Raw genomic sequence first — 23,924 nt, forward strand, 5'->3', positions numbered from 1 at the left:
CACGGGCAAGCTCCGAATCCGAGCTCCATCTCCCAAATCCCCACGTCCTTGGAACTCGCTACCCCAAACCGGGTACCCAATAAAACCTTCACCCTAAAGCCTTCACCGTTCAGTCTCCACTAATGCTCGACCCACGCATCGCCGCTATCCGCGAATCTCTCACCACCCATATCCATGGCAAACCGGCTGCTATCGACTCAGTCATCACATGCCTCATAGCTGGTGGACATATCCTCATTGAGGACGTTCCAGGAGTCGGGAAAACTACCCTCGCCTACGCGCTCTCCAAAGCGTTGCACAGCGACTTTAACCGCATCCAATTCACTTCGGACCTCATCCCTTCCGACATCATCGGAGTCTCCATCTACCAAAAGCCAGAGGCCCGCTTCGTCTTCCATCCGGGGCCCATCTTTGCCAACGTCGTGCTGGCTGACGAGATCAACAGATCCTCGCCTAAATCCCAATCTGCCCTTCTCGAAGCCATGGAGCGCGGACTCGTCACCGTCGACGGCGAATCACATCCGATCGAGCGCCCGTTCATCGTCATCGCCACCCAAAACCCCGTCGACTTCGAGAGCACCTTCCCCCTTCCCAACGCCCAGCTCGACCGTTTCCTCATGCGCATATCCATGGGGTATCCAGATGCCAAATCGGAAAAAGAGATGCTCCGCAGTGGAGCACTGCACTATGACGATATCGACATTAAACCTGTAGTTGAAAAACAAGACATCGCCGATCTCCAAGTTCTAGCAAAAGAGATCTTCATCGAAGAAACCACCTATGACTACATCCACGACATCGTCGCCAAAACGCGTGCCCACCACGCTGTGGAAGTCGGAGTCAGCCCGCGTGGTGCCCTCGCCTTTAAGACAGCCATCCAATCGGCCGCCCTCGTTGACGGACGCGACTTCGTCACCCCCGCAGACATTCGCCGTCTCGCCAAGCCCTGCCTCGCTCATCGGCTCCGCCTGCATGAGAGGCACGGTTTCGACCTCGACTGGAACGCCGCTGCCGAGCTTATCGAAGAAGTCCTAAGCGAATTACCACAACCTCACCAAAAAGATTAGTGGAAAAACAGTGAGGACGAGCGCACCGCGTTTGTATTCTCCAAATCTCGAAATGCCACCGAGCGAAAAGCCACCCAACATAAGTATCACTCCCCAAGAATCAGGGCGAGTCGTGCTACGGCTAGGCATCGTCGCCTTCGTTATCTACCTGCTTTTCCAGATCGACTTTCTCGCCATCACAGCTTGCTCCCTGCTTGGCGTTTATTGGTCATCCTCCCTGCTCGCCCGCTCTTCGTTGTCCGGATTAAGAATCAACATATCCACCAAACAACTACGCACTAGATGTAACGAACCAATAGACGCCCGTCTGAGGCTTAAAAACGAAAATAAAATACTCCCTATATATTACCCCACTGTATCACTTCGGGAAAAAGAGACCCGCCGCACTCAGGCCTTTCAGTTCCGAGGCATCGTCCTCCCTCGGCAAGAGGTTACGCTGAGTGTCGATCCGAGCTTAAACCTTCGCGGTCTCCGTTACCTCGAGGCGACTTCGCCACGCTCCCACTTCCCTTTCGCCCTCCACCTCGCCAGATCAAACGCACGATCCAAATCTGCGGAGATAATCGTCTGGCCCCGCTCCGAACCTCTCGACGTCGACTCTCTCCTCAACGATCCTCCACGATACCGCTTTGAAACCTCGGGCGAACTGACCTTCCATTCAAAAACAATTGAGGCCTCACGCATCCGCGACTACCAAGCAGGCGACCCAAAACCCAGCATCAACTGGAAGCTCTCCGCCAAACGAGACAAACTCACTATCATCGAACCCCGCGATGAGCGCCAAGAACGCTACGAGCTTCACCTCGAGCTCTCCAAGGAACTCTGGCCAACTGAACTCGCTTTCGAACGTATGCTCAGGCAAGTTACGGCTCTCGTATCGGAACTTTCGCGACGAAAGCTAACCCAAGGCATCACCCTAGACCACGTTCACTACCCGCTCACCAACAATCGAGAACTCATCCGATTCTACGACTCCCTTGCCACCGCAAGACCTGGCTCCCAAGCAGTAGACGTACCTGCCCCGCCTCGACGCTTCCACCTTTGGATTCTTCCTGCTCCAAATTCCGGGATCCTGCTCGCCCCACAAACAGCTCCTAAATTCGAAAGGAAGGCCATCAGGTGACAGTTCGTTTAAGCAAAGCGCTCGGCCGCCCCCGCATCACCCTTAGCTACTGGCTCGCTCTGAGTTCGGCCTTAATCTCATTTGCGATCGTTTCAGACCAGCTCCTTTTCGCGCTCATCATTGGCACCTCAGCGATTGGACTAAAGTGCATATCACCCTCAGCTCCCAAATCGTTGCGCTACAGCGCGCAGCTCGCCTTTACGCTGACAACTTACCTGTACGCTCTTCTTCCTCTTTGGCCGAATTCGTATTCTGATTACTTCTACAGCCCCATCTTTTCAGTCGTTGCCGTCGCCCTCATCGCTGCCCTCAATCGCCATAGCTACGGCGGAAGTCGCGGGGTCACCAGTATCGCTGCCATAGCCTTCCTACTCCTCATCCGAAACATTGTTCTCTACTTCGAATTCAAGGCCCCAATCGACGAGCTTTCCCTCGGTCTCGCCTTCGTTGGCCTCATGGAAATTGCCCTTTCACCTCGCTTCACTAAAAGCCAAGACAACCCACATCCCGAGCTCGTTTTCGGGCTGATCGTCGCCCTTGTCGCGAGCTTCAACTTCACCTCCCTCCCGCTCGGCCTAGTCCTCGCCTCGTTACCTGTCATCTCCTTTTTGGTCCGCAATCACGAGCTCGCAAAAATTGCCAACGAACACACTCAGGCCGCCACCTTGATATCGCCCAGCCCTCGCCGGATCGGAAAAAGCAAGACAACTGCCGTCCTCGCAATCGTTCCTTTGGTCGCCGCGAGCCTCCTCTATTTAACTGCCCTACAAATTCCCTTCTGGGGGAACCTCCTGCCGCACGACGCCCCCTACCTAGCCAAGTCGATCGCCCAAAAAGCAGCCACTATATCCGAGGCGGCCGACCTTGAAGACGAAGCCATTTCCGAAGTGACCAGCAAGGTAGTCGACCCGGAATTCATCCGAGATAAAGCAACCCAGTTAACCCAAAGCTGGAAGAGAGAGAAACAGGAACCAGCGGCTGTCGAATCAGCTCGAGAACCTAGCCTTTCTTCGAACTCGCAGAGGAGGGCCAACCCAAATCCAAACACTCGGCCCTACGACTCCAACAACTTTGAATACCGACTCGGTCCCTTCGCTCGCGATAGAGCAAGCGCTCCACCTGCGGACACCTTCAATCGCAACGATAGCGATGGAGTCGGCTCCGAGTTGCCGCAGATTTCCGAGTCGCGATGGAACAATGAAGCCCGCCAGACAACCGATCTAAGCAACCCGCCGACACCCAAAGGCTTGACGCAAGGAATCCCCGACGGGATCGATACCGACTTCAGCAGCTTTTCGGACAGCCCCCAATCCGATTTCGCAGCCACCCCATCCGCGACTTCCCACGGTGCAGGATCCATCGACGACCCAGAGGACTCATTCGTACCCGAGCAGAACTCGCCGACCCCTGACTTCGACAACTTCCTCGACGCTTTCGAACAACCAGAGAGAGCGATCTCCCAAGCTCTCAATCTGGAAGGAAGCGATGTTTCCGCGCTCTTGAGCGAGGAGGCGCTGGCCATAGTCAAACTCGACTCAAACCGCTCCGCCCCACGTCGCCTCTACCTCCGTAGCAACGTGTTGGATACGGTAGATAGGTACGGAATGGGAGGCACCCGGGGCACAGAAGGACGCGTAGAGCTACCCGTTGCAGACGACAAGATTCTCACCCTACGTACGTTCCGTCAGAGCAAGAGTGAAGGAAGAGACATCACCATCACGTCAAACCAAAGCCGCAGTCCAACCTTACCTCTCCCTGAGTCCTTTAGTCGGATCCAGATCTTCAATACAGAAACCCTAAAAGTCTACCCAGAGGAAAGAGTCGCTCACACCCCACGATCCTTGGAACCGATCACCTACCGACTCTACGAAGCTGATTTGGAGATCACAGATCGCGAACGAAAAGGCAACGCCCCTAGCGACGACTATCGCGACCGCATGCTCGAGGTCCCTTTGAACCGACAAGACCGAAACTACCTTGAAAAGCTCGCCAAACGCGTCGGTGGCAGTCGCTCTCCTACTCGACAGTTCGCGTATCGCTTCGCCAACTACTTCGCAAATAGGCATCCCTATTCCTACTTTGTCACCATCCCCCCTGGTTCCGGACACTCCGTCGTACGTTGGCTTGAAAACGAAAGCCCCGGACTTTGCTCGAACTACGCAGCAGCATTCACCCTTCTCGCTCGAAGCCGCGGCATACCCGCCCGCGTGGTGGGAGGGTTTGCCTCAAACGAATTCGACAATAAAGAAGGGCGTTTTATCATGCGGCAGCGCAATGCGCACGCTTGGGTCGAATACATGGACGAATCCAATAACTGGGTACGCTTCGATCCAACCCCGGGAATCAGCGAAGCAGAAATTCTGCGAGCAGAGCAATATGTTACATCAGGAAATTCTCGAAGTCTACAGCGGCTCATAGCGAGCGAGGCAACAGCCACTCAAGAAGACCCAGCTTTAGCAAAGGAAGCCCAGACTTCCGACGCGAGAGACAGGGATCAGATTGTAGACTCAATACCAACCGAAGCTGAGTCGGTCCTTACAGAAAAACTCTCCGAATCTTCGCCAACAAGCGAGCGTGCGGAAACATACCCGCAAAATTCGGTCAGTCCCTCAACCACCCCCAAGCCACAGAAAAACGCCGTTTCTACGAGCACCGCGTCAGGAGAGCCGCAACAAATTCCATCTACCGAGAAAAGTGCTGAACCCGTCCCGCTCGAACCTCTCGAGACCGCGAAGCCCGCACAAGCGAACCCAGCAGTACCTTCTGAGACGAACCGGCAAAACCCGCCTTGGCTCGTCCTGTTGGCCATCCTAGCAATATTAATCCCTGGCATCGCCTATCTCATGCGCTTCAAAAAGACCAACCCAGAGAGCCCTGAACTCCAACTCCGTCAACAAGCGGGCAGGCTCCTTGCCGAGCTCGATAAGCTTCTGCAACAACACGAACTCACCCAAGATCCCATCTGGATCGAAACCCGCCAAACGCTCACCGAGCAACGCTACGGACGAGAAACCAATCCCATCCTGGTGCAAGACTTGGCAATCAAAGTCGGCCTTCTCTCCAAACGAAAGAAGAGCTAGCGGCGAACCTCGCCTTGCCGCTCATTCCCTTGGCCATAGGGGAACTTTTCGACCTCTTAAAAGTTCTCATAAAACGGGTGAATAAAGCCTTCGGAGGCATCGTCTATTCTTTGTCGACCCGTCTGTCGGCAAAAGCTCTCGCCACCCCAACCCGATAGGACAGCCGACGCTTCATCTAAGCCAGTAAAGTTAGAGCAAGACCTCATAACGGAATTCAAGCCCATGCAAAAACAAGCTCTCAAAAGCACTCTCTGCAGCCCCAAAGCATTCGTAGTCTGCGCCTTAGCAATGTTGCTCCTGCCTCTTCCACACAGTTCTCTAGAAGCTGGAGGCGCCTCTAGAACCACCCAAGGCAAGTCCGACACATCGCAACGTCCCCCAGCCAGCAACGCCCACCGCCGTCCGCAACCCAAGCCCACGCCCCCACCACCCGCTCCCAGCAACGATAGCCGCAACACGAACCGTAGCAGCCCCAGCTCGAGCAACAACAATAGCGGAGCCGCCAATTCCCATCGCCGCCCCCCCCCGCCCCCACCTGTTCGCGCGGCGCCACCGCCTTCCCGCACTCAAACGACCCAGCGCCCCGCGCCACAGAGAACGCCACCCACAGTGCGACCCACTCCTCCCGTTCGGACTACACCTCAAGTGCGCACCACCCCTCAGGTCCGCGTGACACCACCGGTCCGCACGAGTCCCCAGCAAAACCGCGTCTCCACTGCGGCTAATAACAACCGCACCCCTCAAAACCGAGCCAATGTAAGCCGACGTCCCCAAGAACGTCCGAACCCAACCGCCACGATTTCACGCCAGCCCCAACGAAGCACTCCTCGACCCAGGACTACCGTCACTCGCTCCACGACACAAACTCGCATCGGGCCCCAACGTCCCGAAACCAATTCCACGCAAGTCCGGCGCAACACCATCTCGACGGTCACGCGGTCGAACCGCGTCCAACAAGACCGCTCCGCGACGAACACCACCCGCAGCGATATAGCAACCACGAACCGTACCCAAAGAACGACTACTAGCATTAGCACGCCAGCACTCACTCGCCCCCGCAGAGAACAACCCAACCGCGAAAGCTCCGAGTCGAGTAACCGCCCGAGCCGTCGACATACGGTCGAAACAAGCTACGAGCAAAACCGTGACGTTGCCCAAACCATCTATGTCGAAAGACGACGCAGTACCGAAGCCGCCGCCAATCGCAGACGAGAGCAAGAGCGCCAACGGGTGGTCCGCAACCTCGAAAACAGAGGCGGCGAGCACGAGAAGGTCCATCCTAAGATGGCCATTCGCCAAGAACTCGATGATCACGAAGACCACGGTCGCCGAGGTGATCATGGAAGCCACGCCCACCACGACCAACGTCCGCACAACGATCGCCATGGCAACCACACCACCCGTCATCACCGCATTGATCGCCACCGCCACGTACACAGCAAAAGCTGCGGACACCATTTCTACGAAAACCGCTGGCACGACTTTCCTAGCCATCACCGCCACTACGATGGATGCGGGCACCACCGCCATTCCGGCGCCTGGATCTCCTTCACCATAGGCCATGTACATGGCATCGGTTGCGGACATTTCTTCGACAGCGGCGTTTGGCTCTCTCACTCCGGAAGCCGCCACCGTCACCATCACGGCTGCGGTCACTACTACTACGACGGATTCTGGCATAATACATCCTGCTACCACATCCACGGGCCCGGTTGCGGACACCATTACTACGATGGTCGCTGGAACGACTTCCCTCGCGCCCACGTACACTCAGAATACTGCGAGCACATGTACGACGGAAGCCGTTGGCTCATCGTAAATTCAGACACGCATGTTCACACCGACACCTGCGGGCACTACCGCTTCTCAGGTCGTTGGCATGCGTATCCACGCAGCTACTACACTATAAATCGATCGGATAGCCTCTTCTTCTTCGTCGACCTCGGCGACTACCAAAATCGCAACGTCCCAGACTGGGCTTACATGGAGTACCTCGACAATGCCAGCCCCACTGACATTTTCCAGTCGAACAGACCACTCGCCAAAGCCTATGCAGCTTTCGCTAAAGGCAGCTACTACGACTCCCTCGTGCAGTTCAAGAGAGCAAGCCAGATGGAGCCCCAAAATGCTCTCATACACCTCGCCAGCGCCCAAGCCCAAATCGCCGTCAAAGACTACCGCTCCGCATTCGACGATATCGTCCGAGGCATGGACCTCTTCCCTGAGTGGGCCGACGCCTACGTTAACCTGAGCGAGATCTACTCCCGGACGGAAGACCTTAAACAACACACAACGCAATTGAAGCAATGGGTCGAGCGCTACCCGCGCGACTACAAGGCCCACTTCGTATTGGGATACTTCTACTACTTCCACCAAGAATACGACGCAGCCAAAACCGAGCTTCTATACGCTCTCTCCTGGGACGACGATCTGAAACCCGCGCAGCTTCTCATGGACAAAATCCTAGAGTTCGAAGCCGAGTCCGAAGTGCTCACAATCGAAGAAGAAGCCTCACCTGAAGAGGAATCCATTACCACTACCGAGTGAGATCACTCTTCTTTCACCTGACCCCCCATCGCCTCGCGATGGGCGTCAATTCGTAGGATCTCTGTCTCCAAAAATCGTATACGCTTCTCCGCAATTGCTTTCTCATCCTCCGCTAAGCTGCCCAAGCCCTTCTCAGTCTCGATCTTTTCTTTTACGAACTGCTCTCTCTGAAAAACGAGTCGTTCCACCGTTTCGGCTTCTTCAGCTTTGTCGAAAATACGCTCTTCCGGGACATCGTCCTTCGCTTTGGTAATCACGGGCGAGGGATTAGATTGCGGCACGATCTGCTGACCGTCTTTTAGAGGACGCTGCATCATAGCGGTAGGCGAGAGGATTTCTATTCCCGCATTGTGTAGCGTATTCAAAACTTGGACGTGCAGCTGCGAACGCCGGCTCACCAACTGTTTCACCTCCGTCAACAAGCCAGCAACTCGGTATGAGACCGAAAAGTCTCCCAGCTCCATTACGCGAACGAAAGGATCCTCCAAACCGGAATTTCGAGCCGCCTCCAATAGCAACGGCTCCACCTTTGCTTGGTGCACGTCATAGCCGAGCGAAACGCTCGCCGAGATAATCGTGCCCGAATTCCGAACCACGGTCACCGGATTGGTGACAAGGTAAAGGTTTGGCAACGTCGTCAGATCGCGATCCTCTGTCTGGATCTCAGTATGAAAGAGTCCGCGAGCCGATACGCGACCAAATGTGTTCCCCACTCGCACAAAGTCTCCCGAGTGGAACGAGGCGATAGAACGGATCATAAACCCTCCCATCGCATTCGCCACGAAGGTCGTGGAAGACAGTGCGATTATCCCGGTCATCACCAAACCGAACAACCCCAAGAGCTGATCCTTTGTTCCATTCTCCAATGGCAAGGCGATGATTAGTGCCACCAGCGCGAACGCCGACAATACCAGCATCACGATCGGCCGCGAAAAATTGTTCTGCTTGCCGAACTTCACCTCGCGCCTCGAGAAATACAATCGCGCCCCCAATAGCACGACAGCGACCACGCTGAGGGTCAAAATCAAGGGGATGTAACTGGGAAAGGATTCAACAAGGTCGACTGCGTCGGGCATCCGAACACTCAAATCCCCCTAACCCATAGCGCCAATCCTAATCCCTACGGATAGCTCCGCTAGTCGCCGTTGTGCTGCACTCGAGTTACCTTATCCATTTCGTAATCCCGCTGAGCTAATTCCAGAAGCAAGCGCTCGTAATCGCGATCGCCCAGTTTCGCCGAACGTGTCATGATCCACGCCAAATCTTTATCTGGGTGTCCGATCACCGTTTCTCTGTAATTAGGCGATACGTAGAGGATGTAGTATGGAGAGGTGAAGATCCCGAAGAAACGCATCCGCCATTCTGCGTTAGATTCAGTATCGTGCACCCAACCGCGGGGCTTCAAGGTCTTCCATTTGCCGTCAAAGCCACCTTTCTGAAAACGGTAAGTCGTTTGGATCTTTCCGTCCTCCTCCAACTCGTAAGTTTCGGTCGCGTTGTAAGCGTTCTTGTCCATCGGAGTCGGCGTGTAGCCGTGTACGTACCAAGTGCCCATGAAACGTTCGACGTTCACGAACTCCGCCAACGTTTGGTTCGGCTCCTTGTCATCGTCACCGGTACAAGCGACCAACAGTGCTCCTACGGCAGCGACCGCTGCTATTATTAGTATCCATTTCATCATTCTGAGTTGTCCTATCGTTTCTTACTGAACAACGAACCAAGCCCGCCATCGATGCCGATTGTTTGTCCGGATACCCAATTATGCTCCCGATCCAGTAACCAGGCCATGGCACTGGCAACATCCGAAGGCTCGCCAATTCGCCCCAAGGCATGCATCGATTGGGAAGCCTTCAGGGCCGTTTCGTTGCCGGTGATCGGACGAGACATTTTAGAGTGCACCAACCCGGGAGCCACACAGTTCACACGGATCCCGTAGCTGGCGTAAGTCGCTGCGGACGAAAGGGTCAGACCAATCACAGCAGCCTTCGCCGCTGCGATCGCATCGTGGTTCGGAAACCCGTGCCGTGCCGCTGCAGAGGAACAAAGCACGATCGAACCGCCAGACTTCATCATGCGTTTTGCCACCGATCGAATCGCCCCAAAACAGGTCGAAACGTTCAGCGACATTACTGAGTCAAAATCTTCCTTGCTGGTCAGGTGAGCCGGCTTCAAAAGGATGCTGCCTACACAGACCGCGACTCCGTCAATCGGCCCGAAAACCGATTCAGCCTCGTCGTAGATATCTGGATACGCATCCCAATCAGTCGCGTCGAGCTCTATGAGATGAGCTCCCTTCAACTTCGCATTTTGGCTTGCCTCATCCTGGTCGCGAACCGTTGCCACCACCTTATTACCGGCGCCTAGCAGTCGTTCTGCCAACGTGCTACCGATCGCCCCGTTGCCTCCAATTACTACAAAGTTGTTTCCGTCACTCATTGTTGTTCTCCTTCCTTTATTATTCCTTGCTTCTGCGTTTGCCACAGGACCCATGTCCCCGCGGCGAAAAAGAGAGCCACGCCTGGGCCAAAAGCCCACGCAACCGAACGATAGACTTCTTCCGTTTGCGGGCCGCCTCCCTCCTCAAAACCGATCATCCACAGGAAGAGCCCCGAAACTGCGAGTCCTCCTGCACGCGCCATCTTCGTAGCGGTTCGCCAAAGTCCATAGTAGGCCCCGCTCAAGGAAAGTTGGGAGGCGTCACCGTCGTCTTGTACTACATCCGAAAAAAGGGCTTCCAACAAAACCACACTCGAGGCGACCACTCCGCCCGCTACCACTACGAACAAAACGGGGCCCACGCTTTGAGGAGGCATCAAAGGATACGCCACTGCCGTCAGCACCGTAAGACCGAGAGAACCGTAAACCGAAAGACGAAGCTTTCCAAGCTTATCGCCAAACCGCACCCAGAGCGGCGTTGCCGCCATCACCGTGAGTGAGAGTCCGATCAGCGCCATCGCCACCTGTTGGTCTGTGAACTGCAAAGTACCCTTGTAGAAAATGAGGGCGAGACTGCCATTCACCGCACGCCCCATCGCGATGCAGACGAACGCCGCCACTACCATACGAAAACCACGTGAAGACATCGCGGACTTAAACGCATCCAATATCTTAGAACCTCCTGCGAACGTATCCGCTCGGGCATTACCGGCAGCCCGCCAGACCGTCGCTACAGCTAAAACAGTAGCTAGCAGTCCTGCTCCGGAGATCCAGAGAGCCGACTCACTTCTGTTCTCCAAGAGCGCTTGGCGTTTGCCACTTTCTAAGCTGGACCCAGCATAATGAGCGACCAACGGCGGAATAGCTAATCCCACGATCAAACCCGCTCCACTGAAAACCAACCGCCAACCAAAGAATCCTGCGCGGTCCTTAGGATCCTTCGACAGATCGTTGATCAGGGCCAAGTAAGGGACCACCACCATCGTGATCGCTGTATTCAGCAGCAGATACCAAATCAAAAGCTGCCAAAAAAGTGAACGCTCTCCACCGGTTGCACTAGGTGAGAACAAATAAACAAACGCGACCGCCATAAACGGCGATCCCAGCAGTACATACCAAAGCCGCTTACCCCGAGCCGAGCTCGCGGAAGTGCGGTCCGAGAGCACCCCCATCACTGGATCGCTTACAGCGTCCCAAACCACCGCTAGTGCCAATGCGGTGCCAGCCCAAGCTGGGCTCAACCCCGCCGAGACGTATAGCTCCAAGAGGTATACCTGCAGCATTACCTCCATCGAAACCAGGCCGACCTCAGCAGACCCGTATCCGGATTTCAACCATTGGCTCGCCTTAGCTCCACCCTTGCTCATTTGAGCTGAGACGAATCGTCGCGAGCCCTTAACTCAGCTCGGCGCATCGGCATCAAATCTATTAGATTGAAAAACGGTTCCAGCTCTAAGTTATCACGCTGTGTGGCCTTCGTCCCACCGTCCTTGCCGATAAGTATGAAACGGCTCTCCGACAGGCCGAGATCCCAAAATTCCCGCCAGAGCTTCTTTTCCTCCGGACCCATTTCCAGCGAATGCCGCGTCTCCAATTCGATTTCTCCCAAGTTGACCAACAACAAATCCCGATCCACCAGCTCCGCATTCTCGCTTTCAAGAGTTCGCTCGATTTCGTCGCGTTGAGTGTCTGAAGCAACCACATAAGCCAAAACACGGTGCTTCCACTGCGCGCTCTCAAGCGAACCGGCCGCGGAACCGCTACCGAAGGATTGCCAATGAAATATCATAGAAAGTAAGGCGAAAATAAGATGGATCATAGTAGGAAGCCTCGCGTTTGGGATAGAAATTCGCAGTTAATGGTCAGATTCATCAGTTGAATCTGCAAAACCTCCAACTAGTTCAAGCCTAATTCAAATCTACAAATTCCACATACATTTACCGCATTCAAGTGAATTATTGACCTGTTTACTAAATTCATTCATTGTTCACAACTGTTTTCTCAATTAAATGACCTCCACTCCTCCTCTCAGATGCGAACAACTTAGCAAAACCTTCGGCAACCGGACCTTATTCTCCGGTATCGATCTGGTACTCAGGCCACGCGAACGCTTGGCGCTGCTGGGCGCGTCTGGCTCCGGCAAATCGACCCTTTTGCACTGCCTGAGCGGAGTCATGCCAGCAGATTCAGGCAGCGTTTGGCTTGGTGGCGAGCGTCTCGACAGCCTCGGTCGAGAGGAGCTTGCCCAATGCCGCCGCCTGAAAATCGGCACCGTATTCCAGTTTTTCCACCTGTTGCCCACCCTCACCGCACGGGAAAATATTGAGCTGCCTCTACAGTTGCTCGGCCAGACGTCAAAACAGAGGCATCAGCGCGTCGACGCGTTGCTCGAACGCATGGGAATAACCGACCGAGCAGACGCCTTTCCCTCCACTCTTTCGGGAGGCGAAATGCAACGTATCGCTATTGCCCGGGCTATCGCTCACCGTCCGCCTGTCCTCTTCGCCGACGAACCGACAGGCAACCTCGACAGTCGATCCGGAGCGAGCGTGCTTCAACTACTGCGGGAGATCACCGACGAGGAGGGAGCCGCTCTACTAATGGTAACACATAGCGACGAAGCCGCCCGCATCTGCCAGCGCCAACTCCATCTCGCCGATGGAGTTCTTACCGAAACGTCCCCCGCCGCCCTCTAACCATGACTGCTCCGCTGTTCGCGAGCCTCCTATGGCGCTTCGGCATCCGGTATTGGTTTCGCCATTGGGTTAAGCTCGTGCTGTTGGTTTCGATTGTCGCCCTCGGCACTGGAGCCTTCCTGGCCATCGGTCTAGCCAATCGGGCATCCACGCAAAGCTTTGACCGCTTCGCCCAAACCGTCTCCGGGCAAAGCCAGCTCGTCGTCACCCCCACTCTCGCCGAACTCTCGCTCGAGGACCTACGAAACATCCGTATCGCCCTACTGGATACAGAAGCAACCCTCGTCCCTCAGATAGTCACCAGCGTCCGCCTCAACGATCGGCCCGACGTCTCTGATATCGAATCAGTCTTCACCCTCGTAGGCATGGACCTGCTCGCCGCATCCAACTTTCTCCTCCGTCACGATGCGGACAACACCTTCCTCTCTACCAATCCCGCTGACGGCGACGGTCCTCTAGACCGACCCAACGGTGTGTATGCTCAAGCCGAAACCTCCGCCGCTTACACCTGGGGTGAAACGAGCGCCCTGAGCCTTTTCATTGAGGACAAGATTGTTGAACTCCCTTGGATAGGGGAACTTCCTGAACTGGAGACCGACCAGCAAGCTGCCTCCAACGTGCTGATTATGGACTGGCGAGACTTGAGCGATCTTCAGTCCAAACCGCTGCACGCTAACCGGGTGGACATAGTCTGGGCCAAGGAGGAATTGACAGATTCAGAATTACAATACGCCACCAAACAGCTTGAAACGGCGAATCCCGGCAACTGGGTCATCGAGTCCCAAGGGCAACGCCAAGCCACGGGGGCCACCATGACGCTGGCCTTGCGCATGAATCTGCGGGCCCTGTCCGTTCTTTCACTGCTAGTCGCTATCTGTCTCGTATTCCAAGCCATGGACAGCACCGTCGCAAGGCGCCAAGGAGAAGTAGCAACCCTGCACTCTCTCGGCGTATCCACTAAGCTGACACGTCTTCTTTGGTTCGCCGACGCTTGCCTTATCGGATTCCTCGGCGGAGGTCTCGGGCTCATTTTCGGTGACGCAATGGCACGCGTTTCAACACAAATGGTGGGCCAAACCATAAACACGCTCTACTATAATGCTGGAGCTGTCTTCCACCAATACGCTCCCAGCGAGGCAGCGCTCGCTTGGACTCTTACCACTGTCTTCTGTACCCTTGCAGGGTGGTGGCCCGCTCGCCAAGCGGCCCGAGCTCCAGTCGTCGAAACGATTCGCCAAGGCAATCATCGCTCGAGCTACGCGAGAGGCTCCTACTGGATCGCCGCAGCGGTCTTCGCCGTCCTTTCCGTAGTTGCTTATTTGATACAGCCATTACGGGCCGAGAATGGACACGCCATCCCCGCAGGAGGCTACGCCTTGGCCATTTTCCTCATCGGACTCGTGGCAACCCTCGCCTGCCTTTCCCTCGAGTCCCTCGGCCGATTCTGCACCTTACTGGGTAATCGCTACACGAGCCTACGTCTGGCCTTGAGCCAATTTCGGCTTCCGGTTACCAGGCACCGCCTTGCCCTCGCTGGGGTCGTACTCTCAGTAGGCATGACCGCTTCCATGATATTCCTCATCGGAAGCTTCGAATCTACCGTGCGAGCTTGGATCGGGAATACACTACAGGCCGACCTCTTCATCCGCCCAAAATCTGTCAGCACCTCCCACGAGGTTCCCGGAATCGACGAGGAGACGATCGACGCGATGCGGAGTGACTCCCGCGTATCCGACGTTGGAATCATTTACCGCACAGCCACCCGTATCCAGAATCTTCCGACCCAATTAATCGGCTTCGACACAGAGTATCTCAAAAGAATCGACCACACCACTTGGGTCAACCGCCCAGACAACCTTCTCGACCTTCAATCCGGCAACACTGCAACTGTAAACGAAGCCTTCGCCAGTCGATTCCAGAAGTCCGTCGGCGATACCATCGAACTGCCGACCAGCGATGGTCCCTTGCCGCTGCGTATCATTGGCATCATGGCCGACTACGGAAACGAGAACGGCAGCCTCGGCATAGACGATGAAGCGTTTAAACGCATAACCGGAATCACCCGTCCGAGTGCGGTCGCCCTACATATCGGCAACTCGGACGAGATCGAAGCCTTCGCACGCGAATTTCAGGAAGCCCATCCTGCCCTCGCGGTGATGACCAATCGCTGGCTGCGCGAGGAAACGCTGAGGATCTTCAATCGTGTATTCTCGATTACATACGCCCTCGAGGGTATAGGCTTGCTCATTTCCGTGGTCGGACTCGGTTCCATGCTCGCCTCCCTGCTTATCGAACGCCGTAGCGAAATCAGCACCTTGCAGCGTATTGGATTCGACGTCCGAACCATAGCCCTCTCAAGCCTCTGGGAAGGGCTCGTCCTGGCGTTTCTTGGAATCGTCGCCGGCCTTTTCCTTGGTCTACTGTTGGGACTGACCCTTGTTTTTATCATAAACAAGCAATCCTTCGGCTGGACCCTTGCCGTATCCATTCCTTGGAGCACCCTCGCAGGGCTCAGCCTTTTGACGGCGACCGGAGCCAGCGTCGTATCCTACTTCGTCGGACGATGGTCCGCCAAACTTCCACCCTTGTCAGAAGAATGAAACTGCTCGCAACCATTCTCGTTAGCTGGGCTTCTGTCGCAGCCTATTGCGCGGAGACGCCTTTTCCCGTCGAACCCGATACTGGATTCGCAATCGCTCGCCCCGAAACAGTGCTACAATTTCCACGCGACCACGGTAGTCATCCGCAGTTCAAGACAGAGTGGTGGTACATCACCGGACATCTGGACTCGCTAGGACAGGAGCTGGGATTCCAGATCACCTTTTTTCGCTCTGCCAGCAAGGATACTCCTGGATCAACTACGGAGCAGGTATATCTCGCCCATGCCGCAATCGTCGACAAACGCAGCGGACGCTTCATCCACGAAGAGCGACTCAATTCCGATGACTGGAACGCAGCGGCAAAAGTCGGGACCCTCGATCTCTACAATGGAAACTGGTACCTAAAAATGCTCGACCCGCAAAGCGAGCAAATGAAGACCCGCTTCTCGCTCAAAGACATCGGCGTGCTGGAACTCACTCTCACCCCAGCGAAGCAGAAAACCTTATTCGGGGAGGACGGCTATTCAAAGAAAGGCGACGAAAAAGGAGCTGCCAGCCACTATATCACTTTTACTCGCTTGAAAGTGAGCGGAACGCTCAAAAACCAGCAAACCTCTACCTCCGTCAGCGGCCTCGCTTGGATGGACCACGAATTCAGCTCGAGCCAGCTCAGCTCGGACCAAATTGGCTGGAACTGGAGCAGCCTCATCTTGGACGATGGAAGCGAGTTGATGGCCTACGTGATGCGACGTGAGGATGGTGCAGTCGACCCCAACTCCCGACTCACCCTCATCTCCCACGACGGAGAGAAGACCGAACTCAAGGGCTCAGCCTTCCGCTGGGCTCCCCTCCGCAATTGGAACAGCCCCCATTCCGAAGCCTCCTATCCCGTTGAGTACGAAATCTCTTGGGGAGACCGCAAGCTACGCATCGAGCCATTCGCCGACGACCAAGAGCTAGCCGGCTCTATCGGAGACTTCGTATACTGGGAAGGCGCCTGCCGCGTCTTCGACGAAGAGAATGTCCAAATCGGAATCGGCTACACAGAACTCACCGGTTACACGGAATCCCTAAAGGGGAAATTCTAAGCTTTCGGCTCTTGCTCGGGGGCGGTTTCTCCTGTGTCGCCCAATCCCATCTCGAAAACACGAATGGGTCGCAGCACCACATCGGCACCACGACCCACTATACCCCGTAACTGAAATTATTATACAAACTGCTAGGCAGCCAAATCGGTGATCAGCAAGTCAGCCTGCAATCCACGTAGAGCGCGCAGCGCTGCGGACCTCTTGGAAAACACGCCGTATGGCTCGGCTTCCTCGAGAAGATGCTCGACGTGCGATCGTAGCGAGGAACGGAAATTGTTTCGCTCGAGCATGCGGCGCATCGATGGAAATTCTTGAACAACCAAAACGCGGAACCCCATCGGGAGCCAAGTCTCACGCATTGTCGCGTCGAGAAGCCCCATCAACTGTCGGCTCAAGGAATCCTTCAATTCGCTCGCCTGTCGGGCCGCAACGGTAGAAGTTCCGTTTAAAGCTGGGGTCCCTTTCATTGCGTGCGTGCTCATTAGATGTCCTTTCACTTGGTTTTAGTTGAACTGAAAAAATTAGCGTTTCAGCACCCTCAGTCTAGCAACGCCCGCGCCAATCATATAAACCGCCTTTCACAGATCAAAAAAGCGCAGCCCCCCGCCGCTGAATCAAGTTTGAGCCAATCCAATCCCCAAAAAAGTCCAGTTCGCCATTCACACTCACGCATTAAGCCTCTAGCATTGCCTTTTCCCATGAAGAGAAGCCCCTATCTAATAACTGCTGCACTCCCGCTCCTGTTCCTCGGAGGCTGCGCTCCTTCTGCTGACGACCTCAAGTTGCCTCCTCCGCCTGAGGCTACGACTCAGGTCGATCTAACTCGTTTTGTAGGCAGCGAAATCGGAGATACCATCGGAGACCGTCGCCCATGGGTGGCCCACATACGTTCGGTCGATCTAGATCAAGATGGACTCCTCGACGCCATTGCATGCGAATCCAAGGACAGCGAGGTCGTCTGGCTCCGCCAGTTGCCAAGCGGCGGCTTCAAGGAGATCGCCATCGCTACTCAAGCCCAAGCCCCTGTCCACGCAGAGGCCTATGATTTCGATGGCGATGGAGACCTCGACGTTCTCCTCTCTTGCATGAATGTCGTCTTCCCAAACAACGACAAGATCGGCACCCTCATGGTGCTCGAGAACGACGGCTCCCAAAACTTTACCAAGCGAATCCTTCTAGAAAACGTGGACCGCGTCACCGACGCCCGAGCTGCAGATCTAGACAAGGACGGCGACCTCGATCTCGTCGTAGGGCAATTTGGATACGACCAAGGTGAAGTCCGCTGGATGAGAAATCTTGGCAATTGGAAATTCGAGTCCGAGAGCGTATTGCAACTCTCAGGAACCATCAACGTGACGATCGAGGACTACAATGGCGACGGCTGGCTCGACTTCGCGGCCCTCGTCTCTCAGCAGTGGGAAGAGATTCACCTCTTCGAAAACGATGGCAACGGCGGCTTCAAAAAGAGCCGAGCAATCTGGGGTTCAACCAACGACGACTATGCTATCTCTGGCATGTGCTCGGCCGACCTAAACCGCGACGGAAAGCCTGACCTTGTTTTCACAAATGGAGACGGTTTCGGCCCTAATCCTGTACCAGGCCCCCGCCCTTGGCATGGCGTGCAGTGGCTAGAAAACAAAGGCTCCGGCTTCTTCAAGTACCACCGTATCGCCGACCTCGGCGGCGCCTACTCACCCGTTGCGGTGGACATCGACAACGATGGAGACATGGACGTGCTCGCTCTCTCCAGCTTCAACGATTGGGCCAACCCTAAAGCCGAGTCTCTCATGCTATACTGCAACGACGGATCCATGAACTTCCAATCCATCGTCCTCGCCCACGACCCCATCCAATTGCTCTGCATCGATGTCGGGGACTTTGATGGAAGCGGGAGACAAAGCATCGTCTCCGGCGGATTCCATGCCTACCAACCCTACGAGCGCATGAGCCGCTTCATGATCTGGCAACCCCAATAGTGCTCCGAACGAAGAATCCCTAGGCGTTCACATACAACCCAAGCCCTTCCCTATTCCCTTGAAGAAAGTCATTCCCATCGTCCTCGTACTTGCAGGTCTCGCTACCGGATTCCTCCTTTGGCAAAAGGCCAGTAAAACGGCAGCCCTCGTCTCTGATGCAACTCCCGACATTCCCACCTCAGTCGAGAACCCAGAGTTGCTCAACCGTATCCAAACTGCTACCACACAGGCCAAAGAAGGTCCCGAAGCCGTCAAAGGCCTCGCCGAGCTCAGCCGACTCTATCACGCAAACGGCTTCACACGGGAAGCCTGGCAATGCTACGCCGCTCTCGTCCTCGCCGAGCCAAGCGAAGCGCGCTGGCCCTATCACTTCGGACGCATCCTCGCCGGGTACGGCCAACTCGAAGAAGCGACGCCGTATTTCGAAAAAGCGAGAGAGCTCGCTCCCGACTACATCCCTGCACGTATCCGGCTCGGCGATACGCTCCTGAAACAAAATCGCTTCGAGGAAGCCAAAAATGTCTACGCCAATACCCTTTCGAAAGACGACTCGAACGCTTACGCCCTTGTAGGGCTCGCTCGGGTCGCAATCTCAAACGAAGATTGGTCGCAAGCGCGAACCCATCTAGAAAAGGCAGTAAGCCTCACGAACTACCAGATCGGAGCCGATCTGTTGGGCGACGTCTACAAAAGGCTCAACTTACCCCACCTAGAAAATCGCATCCTGCAAACAATCGTCTGGGGAAGCTACGCCGACATTCCAGATCCGTGGTCACTTTCGCTCATGAACGACTCCTACGACGCCTACCAAGTATCGATCGCTGGTGGATGGACGGTCCATCAAGGTGACGTCCGGACCGGTCTGCGCTATGTACAGCGTGCCGTTAAGCTCGACCCTGACTCTTCGACCCTTCACTTCCAGCTAGCTGGAGTCTATATGAAGCTCGGCCAAATCGACGACGCCGAAACCCACTACCAACTGTGCGTAAAACTCCAGCCTGATTTCGCTGACGCCTGGCTGGGACTTATCGAAATCGCCAAACAACGACAAAGCCCCACCCTCGTACGTCGAACCCTCCAGAGCGCCTTGCGAGCCGCACCCGACTCTCCGTCCCTCAATATAGAGAAAGGAGACCTCCTCCTCGCCCAAAAACAATTTGACCAAGCGATAGCCGCGTACAAGAAATCCATCGAAGTGCGCCCCCAGGAAGCCGTCGGCTACATCTCCCTCGCTCAAGCCTACCTCGCGCAAAATCGCGTGGAAGAAGGCGTCGAGCAAATGAGGGAAGCCCTGCAAAGAGAACCGCACAATCTGATCGCCCTCACAGCCGTGCTCTACGATGCCATTTCTCGCTCCGACAAAAAAGAATCTGACTACTGGTTCGCAAGAGTTCGCCAACTCCCGCGCATCGGTGTCACCGGAGTCGACCCGCTGGAGAACATGTACCGTCAAGCCTTCCGCAGCGAGCCACCCCAATAGGTGCGACTCAACGAAGCGCCTCGCGCAACGCCCTTCGGGCTCCCCGGTCGACGAGCGCAAAAAGCAGATCGTCCTGGGATTTCTCACCCGCCCGCTTGTGCCCATCTCGCTTGATTAGCGATGGAGCGAAGCGGTCGAAAGCGTCATAAAATTCTCGATACAACCCCGCCTGCGATAGGGGTTTTCCGCTTTTCGAGCAAAAGCTGCTCTCTTCCAGCGCAGCACGTCTACTGGGTAGATCAGTTATAGTTTGCGAATCGCTGTGCACCTCCAATTCGGGGGTAGAGCCTCCCCAACGCTCGAGTGCCCAGAGAAAAGCCTTGAGTTCCAGTGAGGAAGAACGACACGACGCGAAGCGCCGTACTACAATCTCCGACCGCATCTCATCCGCAACAGCCTCCTCGCACCCTGCGGGAAGATACAAGGCAGCACCGTATCCAATTCCTGAATGCGGATCGCAGCTGCCATCCACGAAGAGACGAGCCCCCATCGAGATTAAGCCAGACAGCGAATCGCCATCGCTCGCAGAGCTTCCTCTTGCTCGTTGGGCCGCTCTACAATTTCCTCGAAGGCACGGATAAACTCGAGCTGATGATCGATCAAGGTCTTCAGAGGTGGAAATTTGCCCGAACCAATAAGCTTTCCCATATACCAAAGATTCTGGGTGAAAATATTGTATCCGCTTTTCGCTTTCAGCCCGTCATAGAAGTCGGTGTACTTGGCCGCCGCTCGCTCGAACATCGGCTTACTGATGCTCGACCCACTGGTCGTTATTTCACCACCGTCCACCAAGGAACGCAGCTGGATCAAGAGGCGGTTTCGATTTTGCAAGGACGCAATCACAGGGCGCGCATCGTTTCCACTGAAAAAATGGCGACGCAAAGCCGAAAGGGTCCAGTTGATATCGCGGGAGAAAAAAGCTTCCGTGCTCTCGAAGAAGTCCCCTTCGCCAAAATTGGGCGTCAGCTCCTCGATCAGCTTGCTCGTAATTTGCTTTCCAGGCTCACCGAGGTAAGTGCCGAGTTTCCTTGTTTCCTCGATCAAAAGCCGCGAATTGCCGTTCACCTTGCTGATCAATACTTCGACCGCATCTCTGGCGATAGTCACCTGCATGGCTTCGCACTCGCGATTGAGCGCCGCCACCAGCGCCTCTACGCCGCCGCCTTTCGAATCTACGCCACCGGAGGGGCGATAGTCGCCTGTCTTCTCGAGAAACTTAGCGAATCGCTTGCGGCGGTCCACCGGCGACGCCGATATCAAAACGCCTACCTCGTCCGGATTGATTGACTCCAAAACCTCCTGCAGGTCCTCGCAAAGCTTCACGGTGCTTTCCGCTCGTCCGACCTGGTTGTCGGCAACGAAAGTGATGTCTTTCAACCACACAACGCGCCTGCCACCAAAGAGTCCCAAAGTCTGGACGGCATCGCGGAAACGGTTTACCGCATCGGCTACCTCGTCCACCTTTCCTGCTTGGCCGCTGATGACTTCGATAGAAAAGTCATCCGTCACATCCTTTTTAATCTCCGCCCAGATGTCCTTAGCCAACCGATTGGCCAAGTAGTCATCGGGACCGGAAACGTAGATGAAGGGAGCGCTAGACATGGCACCGAACAATGCCCACACCTCCAGCTGAGAAAAGAAAAATCTGGAGGGACGAGTGCCACCTCGGCCAAATCTCAGGATCAAACCGAAGCATAAAGCTTCCAACCTCGGCCGCAGCAGGCCCTACTTAGGTCGCCCCCTCAAAATATCAAAGGCCACGTACAACCCGAGCAAGAAAGAGAGCACATAGCCAACGATTCCAAGTATCGGAAATCCAAATACAATGGGTGGCGTATTGGAGGTCACAATTAGCGAAGATCCCACCAGCAAACAACCGATAATGATGCCGAGCGTGATCTTGTTGCTCGCATCGCTGATAGCGTCATCCAGATCCTCCAAGCCTCGATGCTGCAGATTGATCTTAAGGTTATCCTTTTCAATTTTCTTAAGAATCCGCAGCCCTTCCTCCGGTATTCCTTGCAACTGCTCGATCCCCAAGAAAAGGGAATCGCGAAAAGCCGCAGCCACCCTCTTAGGATTCCGGCGCTCCAATATCAGTTTCTTGAGCACAGGCTCAAACTCATCCTTTATGTTAAACGTTTCATCTAAGGTCGTCCCTGTCTCCTCCACACATAGGATCGCCTTCGCCATCAAGGAGTAGTCGCGAGCCAGATCGATCCCGTTCCTGCCAAAGACATAAAGCAGGCTCAAAATGGCACGGCCCACATCGCCCTCGCCCGTATCCGCATTGTAGTGTTGGCGAATCGCTAGATTGACATCACGTTCCATGCGCCGCCGGTCGATCGACTCTCCTGTATCCGCTAAATTTATACCGATCCTCGTCACTTGCTCCGCATCGGCCTTCACGAAAGCGCGAAAAAGGTCCACCAACCCATAGCGCATGCGCTGGGTCAATTGCCCCGTCGCTCCCCAGTCTAAAAAGCAAAGTTTTCCATCCGGCATCACGCGAATGTTTCCAGCGTGCGGATCCGCATGGAAATACCCTTGTATCATGATCTGGTGAAACATCGAACGGGCGCCCGCCTTAGCGAGGCGTTTCGCCTCTTCGCTACCAGGGATGATCGACTCCAGACGACGACCGTCTATCCACTCCATCACCAACACGCGCCGGGTGCAAAAATCTTCGAATATCTTCGGTGAGCAAACCTCTTCGGGATAGGCGTTTCTCCGCGAGAAGAACGAAAGCCCTCTCGCCTCCCTTCGAAAGTCTAGCTCCCTCTCCAAGCCATCTCGCATCGCTTCCACCACATCGGGTAGATTGATCGGACGCAGGTCTTCGATCCGCTCGTGAGCTTGCTTGGCCAACCACATCAATATGTCGAAGTCCGCATCGATCACCTTCTCTATACCGGGTCGCTGAATCTTTACCGCTACCCACTCGCCCGTGGAAATTAGCCGAGCACGATGCACTTGAGCCATGGAAGCACCCGCAACCGCGGCTTCGTCGAAATCGGAGAAGACGGAGTTTAAATCCTGCCCTATCCCTTCCTCCAGAATGGGACGTATCTGTTCGTAGGATACAGGTGGCACTTCCTCCTGCAGCTTTCGTAGTTCCTTGATCAAGGCCTCGGGCACCACGTCAGGCCGCATGCTCAAAAGCTGCCCAAACTTGATAAACGTTGGCCCCAGCTCCTCCATCACGATTCGCAGCCGCTCCCACTGGCTCTGCTTCTCTGCACCCATCTTGCCGAGAGCGCTCATCAAGCGAGGCGGCAAGTCCAACTTCTGCAGTAAATCCGTAAAACCGTAACGGGCCAAAACGGTTACGATTTCTTTGGCTCTCACCGCATTTGCAATGAACTCAAAGGGCGTTAATGACATACCTGCGGGACTGGGGAATACACAAAATCAGCGTCGTGGAATCACATTCGACCCACGTCGTTACAAAAGGAAATTATTAGCTGGCAACAGTAGGGCTATTCGGCGACCCCTGCGGCGTCCTTCTTCTCGAGCACGGCGAGTCGGGATTCCAGAACAGCCAACTTAGTCTCCAAGCTCTCGATACGCTCCGCCTGTCCACGTCCCAACCTCTTGAGCATAGAGTCGAAACGCTCTTCCAAGGACTTGGAAGCCTCGTCAAACTCCTGCTTCCCCTCGTCGGCCAGTTTCTTGGCAGCGTCTTTCGCATCAGTCGCGGAGAGCTTTCCTTTCTCGACCAATTCGTTAAGGGCCTTTTCTGCCTTTTCCGTACTAATCGCCGCTGCACCTACTCCAGCAAGCATTACTTTCTTAATGGCATCGATCATAGACCAAAACCTAATCAGGAAG

At 55.2% G+C, this 23,924-nt stretch carries 20 protein-coding genes; 9 read left to right on the forward strand and 11 right to left on the reverse strand.

Going from position 1 to position 23,924, the window contains the following annotated elements; translation table 11 throughout:
- Positions 1-122 precede the first annotated feature (122 nt).
- From QEH53_RS15630 to QEH53_RS15640, 3 genes are read left to right on the forward strand one after another with little or no spacing between them, the layout of a single operon-like run.
- Entirely contained in the window at positions 123-1,067 is a 945-nt protein-coding gene (locus tag QEH53_RS15630; protein WP_309024153.1) for a MoxR family ATPase, read from the forward strand.
- Positions 1,068-1,119: 52 nt separating this feature from the next.
- The gene (locus QEH53_RS15635; RefSeq protein ID WP_309024154.1) at positions 1,120-2,190 is read left to right on the forward strand and encodes a DUF58 domain-containing protein; all 1,071 of its coding nucleotides are present in this window, start codon (positions 1,120-1,122) and stop codon (positions 2,188-2,190) included.
- Positions 2,187-5,270, forward strand: a complete 3,084-nt coding sequence (locus tag QEH53_RS15640) for a transglutaminase domain-containing protein (RefSeq protein WP_309024155.1) — start codon at positions 2,187-2,189, stop codon at positions 5,268-5,270. The genes QEH53_RS15635 and QEH53_RS15640 overlap by 4 nt, the downstream gene beginning before the upstream one ends.
- 801 nt (positions 5,271-6,071) lie before the next feature.
- Here the strand turns inward: QEH53_RS15640 and QEH53_RS15645 are convergent.
- Positions 6,072-6,950: a hypothetical protein gene (locus QEH53_RS15645; protein WP_309024156.1), complete on the reverse strand. Its 879-nt coding sequence runs from the start codon at positions 6,948-6,950 to the stop codon at positions 6,072-6,074.
- A gap of 108 nt (positions 6,951-7,058) precedes the next feature.
- Between QEH53_RS15645 and QEH53_RS15650 the strand changes: the two genes are divergently transcribed.
- On the forward strand, positions 7,059-7,817 hold the full coding sequence (locus tag QEH53_RS15650) for a hypothetical protein (protein ID WP_309024157.1): 759 nt from the start codon (positions 7,059-7,061) through the stop codon (positions 7,815-7,817).
- A gap of 2 nt (positions 7,818-7,819) precedes the next feature.
- Here QEH53_RS15650 and QEH53_RS15655 read toward each other — a convergent pair whose 3' ends face one another.
- From QEH53_RS15655 to QEH53_RS15675, 5 genes are read right to left on the reverse strand one after another with little or no spacing between them, the layout of a single operon-like run.
- Positions 7,820-8,893, reverse strand: a complete 1,074-nt coding sequence (locus QEH53_RS15655) for a mechanosensitive ion channel domain-containing protein (RefSeq protein WP_309024158.1) — start codon at positions 8,891-8,893, stop codon at positions 7,820-7,822.
- A 59-nt stretch (positions 8,894-8,952) separates the two neighbouring features.
- Positions 8,953-9,498, reverse strand: a complete 546-nt coding sequence (locus QEH53_RS15660; RefSeq protein WP_309024159.1) for a lipocalin family protein — start codon at positions 9,496-9,498, stop codon at positions 8,953-8,955.
- Positions 9,499-9,509: 11 nt separating this feature from the next.
- On the reverse strand, positions 9,510-10,253 hold the full coding sequence (locus tag QEH53_RS15665; protein ID WP_309024160.1) for an SDR family oxidoreductase: 744 nt from the start codon (positions 10,251-10,253) through the stop codon (positions 9,510-9,512).
- Entirely contained in the window at positions 10,250-11,620 is a 1,371-nt protein-coding gene (locus QEH53_RS15670) for an MFS transporter (RefSeq protein ID WP_309024161.1), read from the reverse strand. Before QEH53_RS15670 ends, QEH53_RS15665 begins: the two co-directional genes overlap by 4 nt.
- Entirely contained in the window at positions 11,617-12,072 is a 456-nt protein-coding gene (locus tag QEH53_RS15675) for a DUF4174 domain-containing protein (protein ID WP_309024162.1), read from the reverse strand. Before QEH53_RS15675 ends, QEH53_RS15670 begins: the two co-directional genes overlap by 4 nt.
- A gap of 190 nt (positions 12,073-12,262) precedes the next feature.
- On the opposite strand from QEH53_RS15675, the gene QEH53_RS15680 reads away from it, so the two are divergent.
- From QEH53_RS15680 to QEH53_RS15690, 3 genes are read left to right on the forward strand one after another with little or no spacing between them, the layout of a single operon-like run.
- A complete protein-coding gene (locus QEH53_RS15680) occupies positions 12,263-12,949 on the forward strand; it encodes an ABC transporter ATP-binding protein (protein ID WP_309024163.1) in 687 nt (228 codons plus the stop codon).
- 2 nt (positions 12,950-12,951) lie between these two features.
- The gene (locus QEH53_RS15685; protein ID WP_309024164.1) at positions 12,952-15,549 is read left to right on the forward strand and encodes an FtsX-like permease family protein; all 2,598 of its coding nucleotides are present in this window, start codon (positions 12,952-12,954) and stop codon (positions 15,547-15,549) included.
- A complete protein-coding gene (locus QEH53_RS15690; RefSeq protein ID WP_309024165.1) occupies positions 15,546-16,637 on the forward strand; it encodes a lipocalin-like domain-containing protein in 1,092 nt (363 codons plus the stop codon). The genes QEH53_RS15685 and QEH53_RS15690 overlap by 4 nt, the downstream gene beginning before the upstream one ends.
- Positions 16,638-16,768: 131 nt before the next feature.
- Here QEH53_RS15690 and QEH53_RS15695 read toward each other — a convergent pair whose 3' ends face one another.
- Entirely contained in the window at positions 16,769-17,119 is a 351-nt protein-coding gene (locus QEH53_RS15695) for a hypothetical protein (RefSeq protein WP_309024166.1), read from the reverse strand.
- Positions 17,120-17,335: 216 nt separating this feature from the next.
- Between QEH53_RS15695 and QEH53_RS15700 the strand changes: the two genes are divergently transcribed.
- Together QEH53_RS15700 and QEH53_RS15705 are read left to right on the forward strand one after the other, a co-directional pair.
- Positions 17,336-18,613, forward strand: a complete 1,278-nt coding sequence (locus QEH53_RS15700; protein WP_309024167.1) for a VCBS repeat-containing protein — start codon at positions 17,336-17,338, stop codon at positions 18,611-18,613.
- A gap of 58 nt (positions 18,614-18,671) precedes the next feature.
- The gene (locus QEH53_RS15705; RefSeq protein ID WP_309024168.1) at positions 18,672-20,093 is read left to right on the forward strand and encodes a tetratricopeptide repeat protein; all 1,422 of its coding nucleotides are present in this window, start codon (positions 18,672-18,674) and stop codon (positions 20,091-20,093) included.
- A gap of 7 nt (positions 20,094-20,100) precedes the next feature.
- Here QEH53_RS15705 and QEH53_RS15710 read toward each other — a convergent pair whose 3' ends face one another.
- The 4 genes from QEH53_RS15710 to QEH53_RS15725 form a co-directional block, all read right to left on the reverse strand.
- Complete coding sequence (locus QEH53_RS15710; protein ID WP_309024169.1) at positions 20,101-20,583, reverse strand: hypothetical protein; 483 nt, start codon at positions 20,581-20,583, stop codon at positions 20,101-20,103.
- 5 nt (positions 20,584-20,588) lie between these two features.
- Positions 20,589-21,695, reverse strand: a complete 1,107-nt coding sequence (gene holA / locus QEH53_RS15715) for a DNA polymerase III subunit delta (protein ID WP_309024170.1) — start codon at positions 21,693-21,695, stop codon at positions 20,589-20,591.
- A gap of 123 nt (positions 21,696-21,818) precedes the next feature.
- A complete protein-coding gene (locus QEH53_RS15720; RefSeq protein WP_309024171.1) occupies positions 21,819-23,477 on the reverse strand; it encodes an AarF/UbiB family protein in 1,659 nt (552 codons plus the stop codon).
- A 95-nt stretch (positions 23,478-23,572) separates the two neighbouring features.
- Entirely contained in the window at positions 23,573-23,902 is a 330-nt protein-coding gene (locus tag QEH53_RS15725; protein ID WP_309024172.1) for a hypothetical protein, read from the reverse strand.
- Positions 23,903-23,924: the final 22 nt, after the last annotated feature.

Origin of the sequence: Pelagicoccus sp. SDUM812002 (assembly GCF_031127835.1) — a bacterium.
In the GTDB taxonomy this organism is placed as follows: Bacteria; Verrucomicrobiota; Verrucomicrobiia; order Opitutales; family Opitutaceae; genus Pelagicoccus.

Excerpts from the sequence above, each read along its gene's own strand:
- QEH53_RS15690 (WP_309024165.1), top strand. The coding sequence starts at position 15,546 with ATGAAACTGCTCGCAACCATTCTCGTTAGCTGGGCTTCTGTCGCAGCC.
- QEH53_RS15685 (WP_309024164.1), top strand. The coding sequence starts at position 12,952 with ATGACTGCTCCGCTGTTCGCGAGCCTCCTATGGCGCTTCGGCATCCGG.
- holA (WP_309024170.1), bottom strand. The coding sequence starts at position 21,695 with ATGTCTAGCGCTCCCTTCATCTACGTTTCCGGTCCCGATGACTACTTG.
- QEH53_RS15710 (WP_309024169.1), bottom strand. The coding sequence starts at position 20,583 with ATGGGGGCTCGTCTCTTCGTGGATGGCAGCTGCGATCCGCATTCAGGA.
- QEH53_RS15650 (WP_309024157.1), top strand. The coding sequence starts at position 7,059 with ATGTACGACGGAAGCCGTTGGCTCATCGTAAATTCAGACACGCATGTT.
- QEH53_RS15655 (WP_309024158.1), bottom strand. The coding sequence starts at position 8,893 with ATGCCCGACGCAGTCGACCTTGTTGAATCCTTTCCCAGTTACATCCCC.
- QEH53_RS15630 (WP_309024153.1), top strand. The coding sequence starts at position 123 with ATGCTCGACCCACGCATCGCCGCTATCCGCGAATCTCTCACCACCCAT.
- QEH53_RS15665 (WP_309024160.1), bottom strand. The coding sequence starts at position 10,253 with ATGAGTGACGGAAACAACTTTGTAGTAATTGGAGGCAACGGGGCGATC.
- QEH53_RS15700 (WP_309024167.1), top strand. The coding sequence starts at position 17,336 with ATGAAGAGAAGCCCCTATCTAATAACTGCTGCACTCCCGCTCCTGTTC.
- QEH53_RS15645 (WP_309024156.1), bottom strand. The coding sequence starts at position 6,950 with ATGCCAGAATCCGTCGTAGTAGTAGTGACCGCAGCCGTGATGGTGACG.
- QEH53_RS15725 (WP_309024172.1), bottom strand. The coding sequence starts at position 23,902 with ATGATCGATGCCATTAAGAAAGTAATGCTTGCTGGAGTAGGTGCAGCG.
- QEH53_RS15675 (WP_309024162.1), bottom strand. The coding sequence starts at position 12,072 with ATGATCCATCTTATTTTCGCCTTACTTTCTATGATATTTCATTGGCAA.
- QEH53_RS15660 (WP_309024159.1), bottom strand. The coding sequence starts at position 9,498 with ATGATGAAATGGATACTAATAATAGCAGCGGTCGCTGCCGTAGGAGCA.
- QEH53_RS15720 (WP_309024171.1), bottom strand. The coding sequence starts at position 23,477 with ATGTCATTAACGCCCTTTGAGTTCATTGCAAATGCGGTGAGAGCCAAA.
- QEH53_RS15670 (WP_309024161.1), bottom strand. The coding sequence starts at position 11,620 with ATGAGCAAGGGTGGAGCTAAGGCGAGCCAATGGTTGAAATCCGGATAC.
- QEH53_RS15635 (WP_309024154.1), top strand. The coding sequence starts at position 1,120 with ATGCCACCGAGCGAAAAGCCACCCAACATAAGTATCACTCCCCAAGAA.
- QEH53_RS15695 (WP_309024166.1), bottom strand. The coding sequence starts at position 17,119 with ATGAGCACGCACGCAATGAAAGGGACCCCAGCTTTAAACGGAACTTCT.
- QEH53_RS15680 (WP_309024163.1), top strand. The coding sequence starts at position 12,263 with ATGACCTCCACTCCTCCTCTCAGATGCGAACAACTTAGCAAAACCTTC.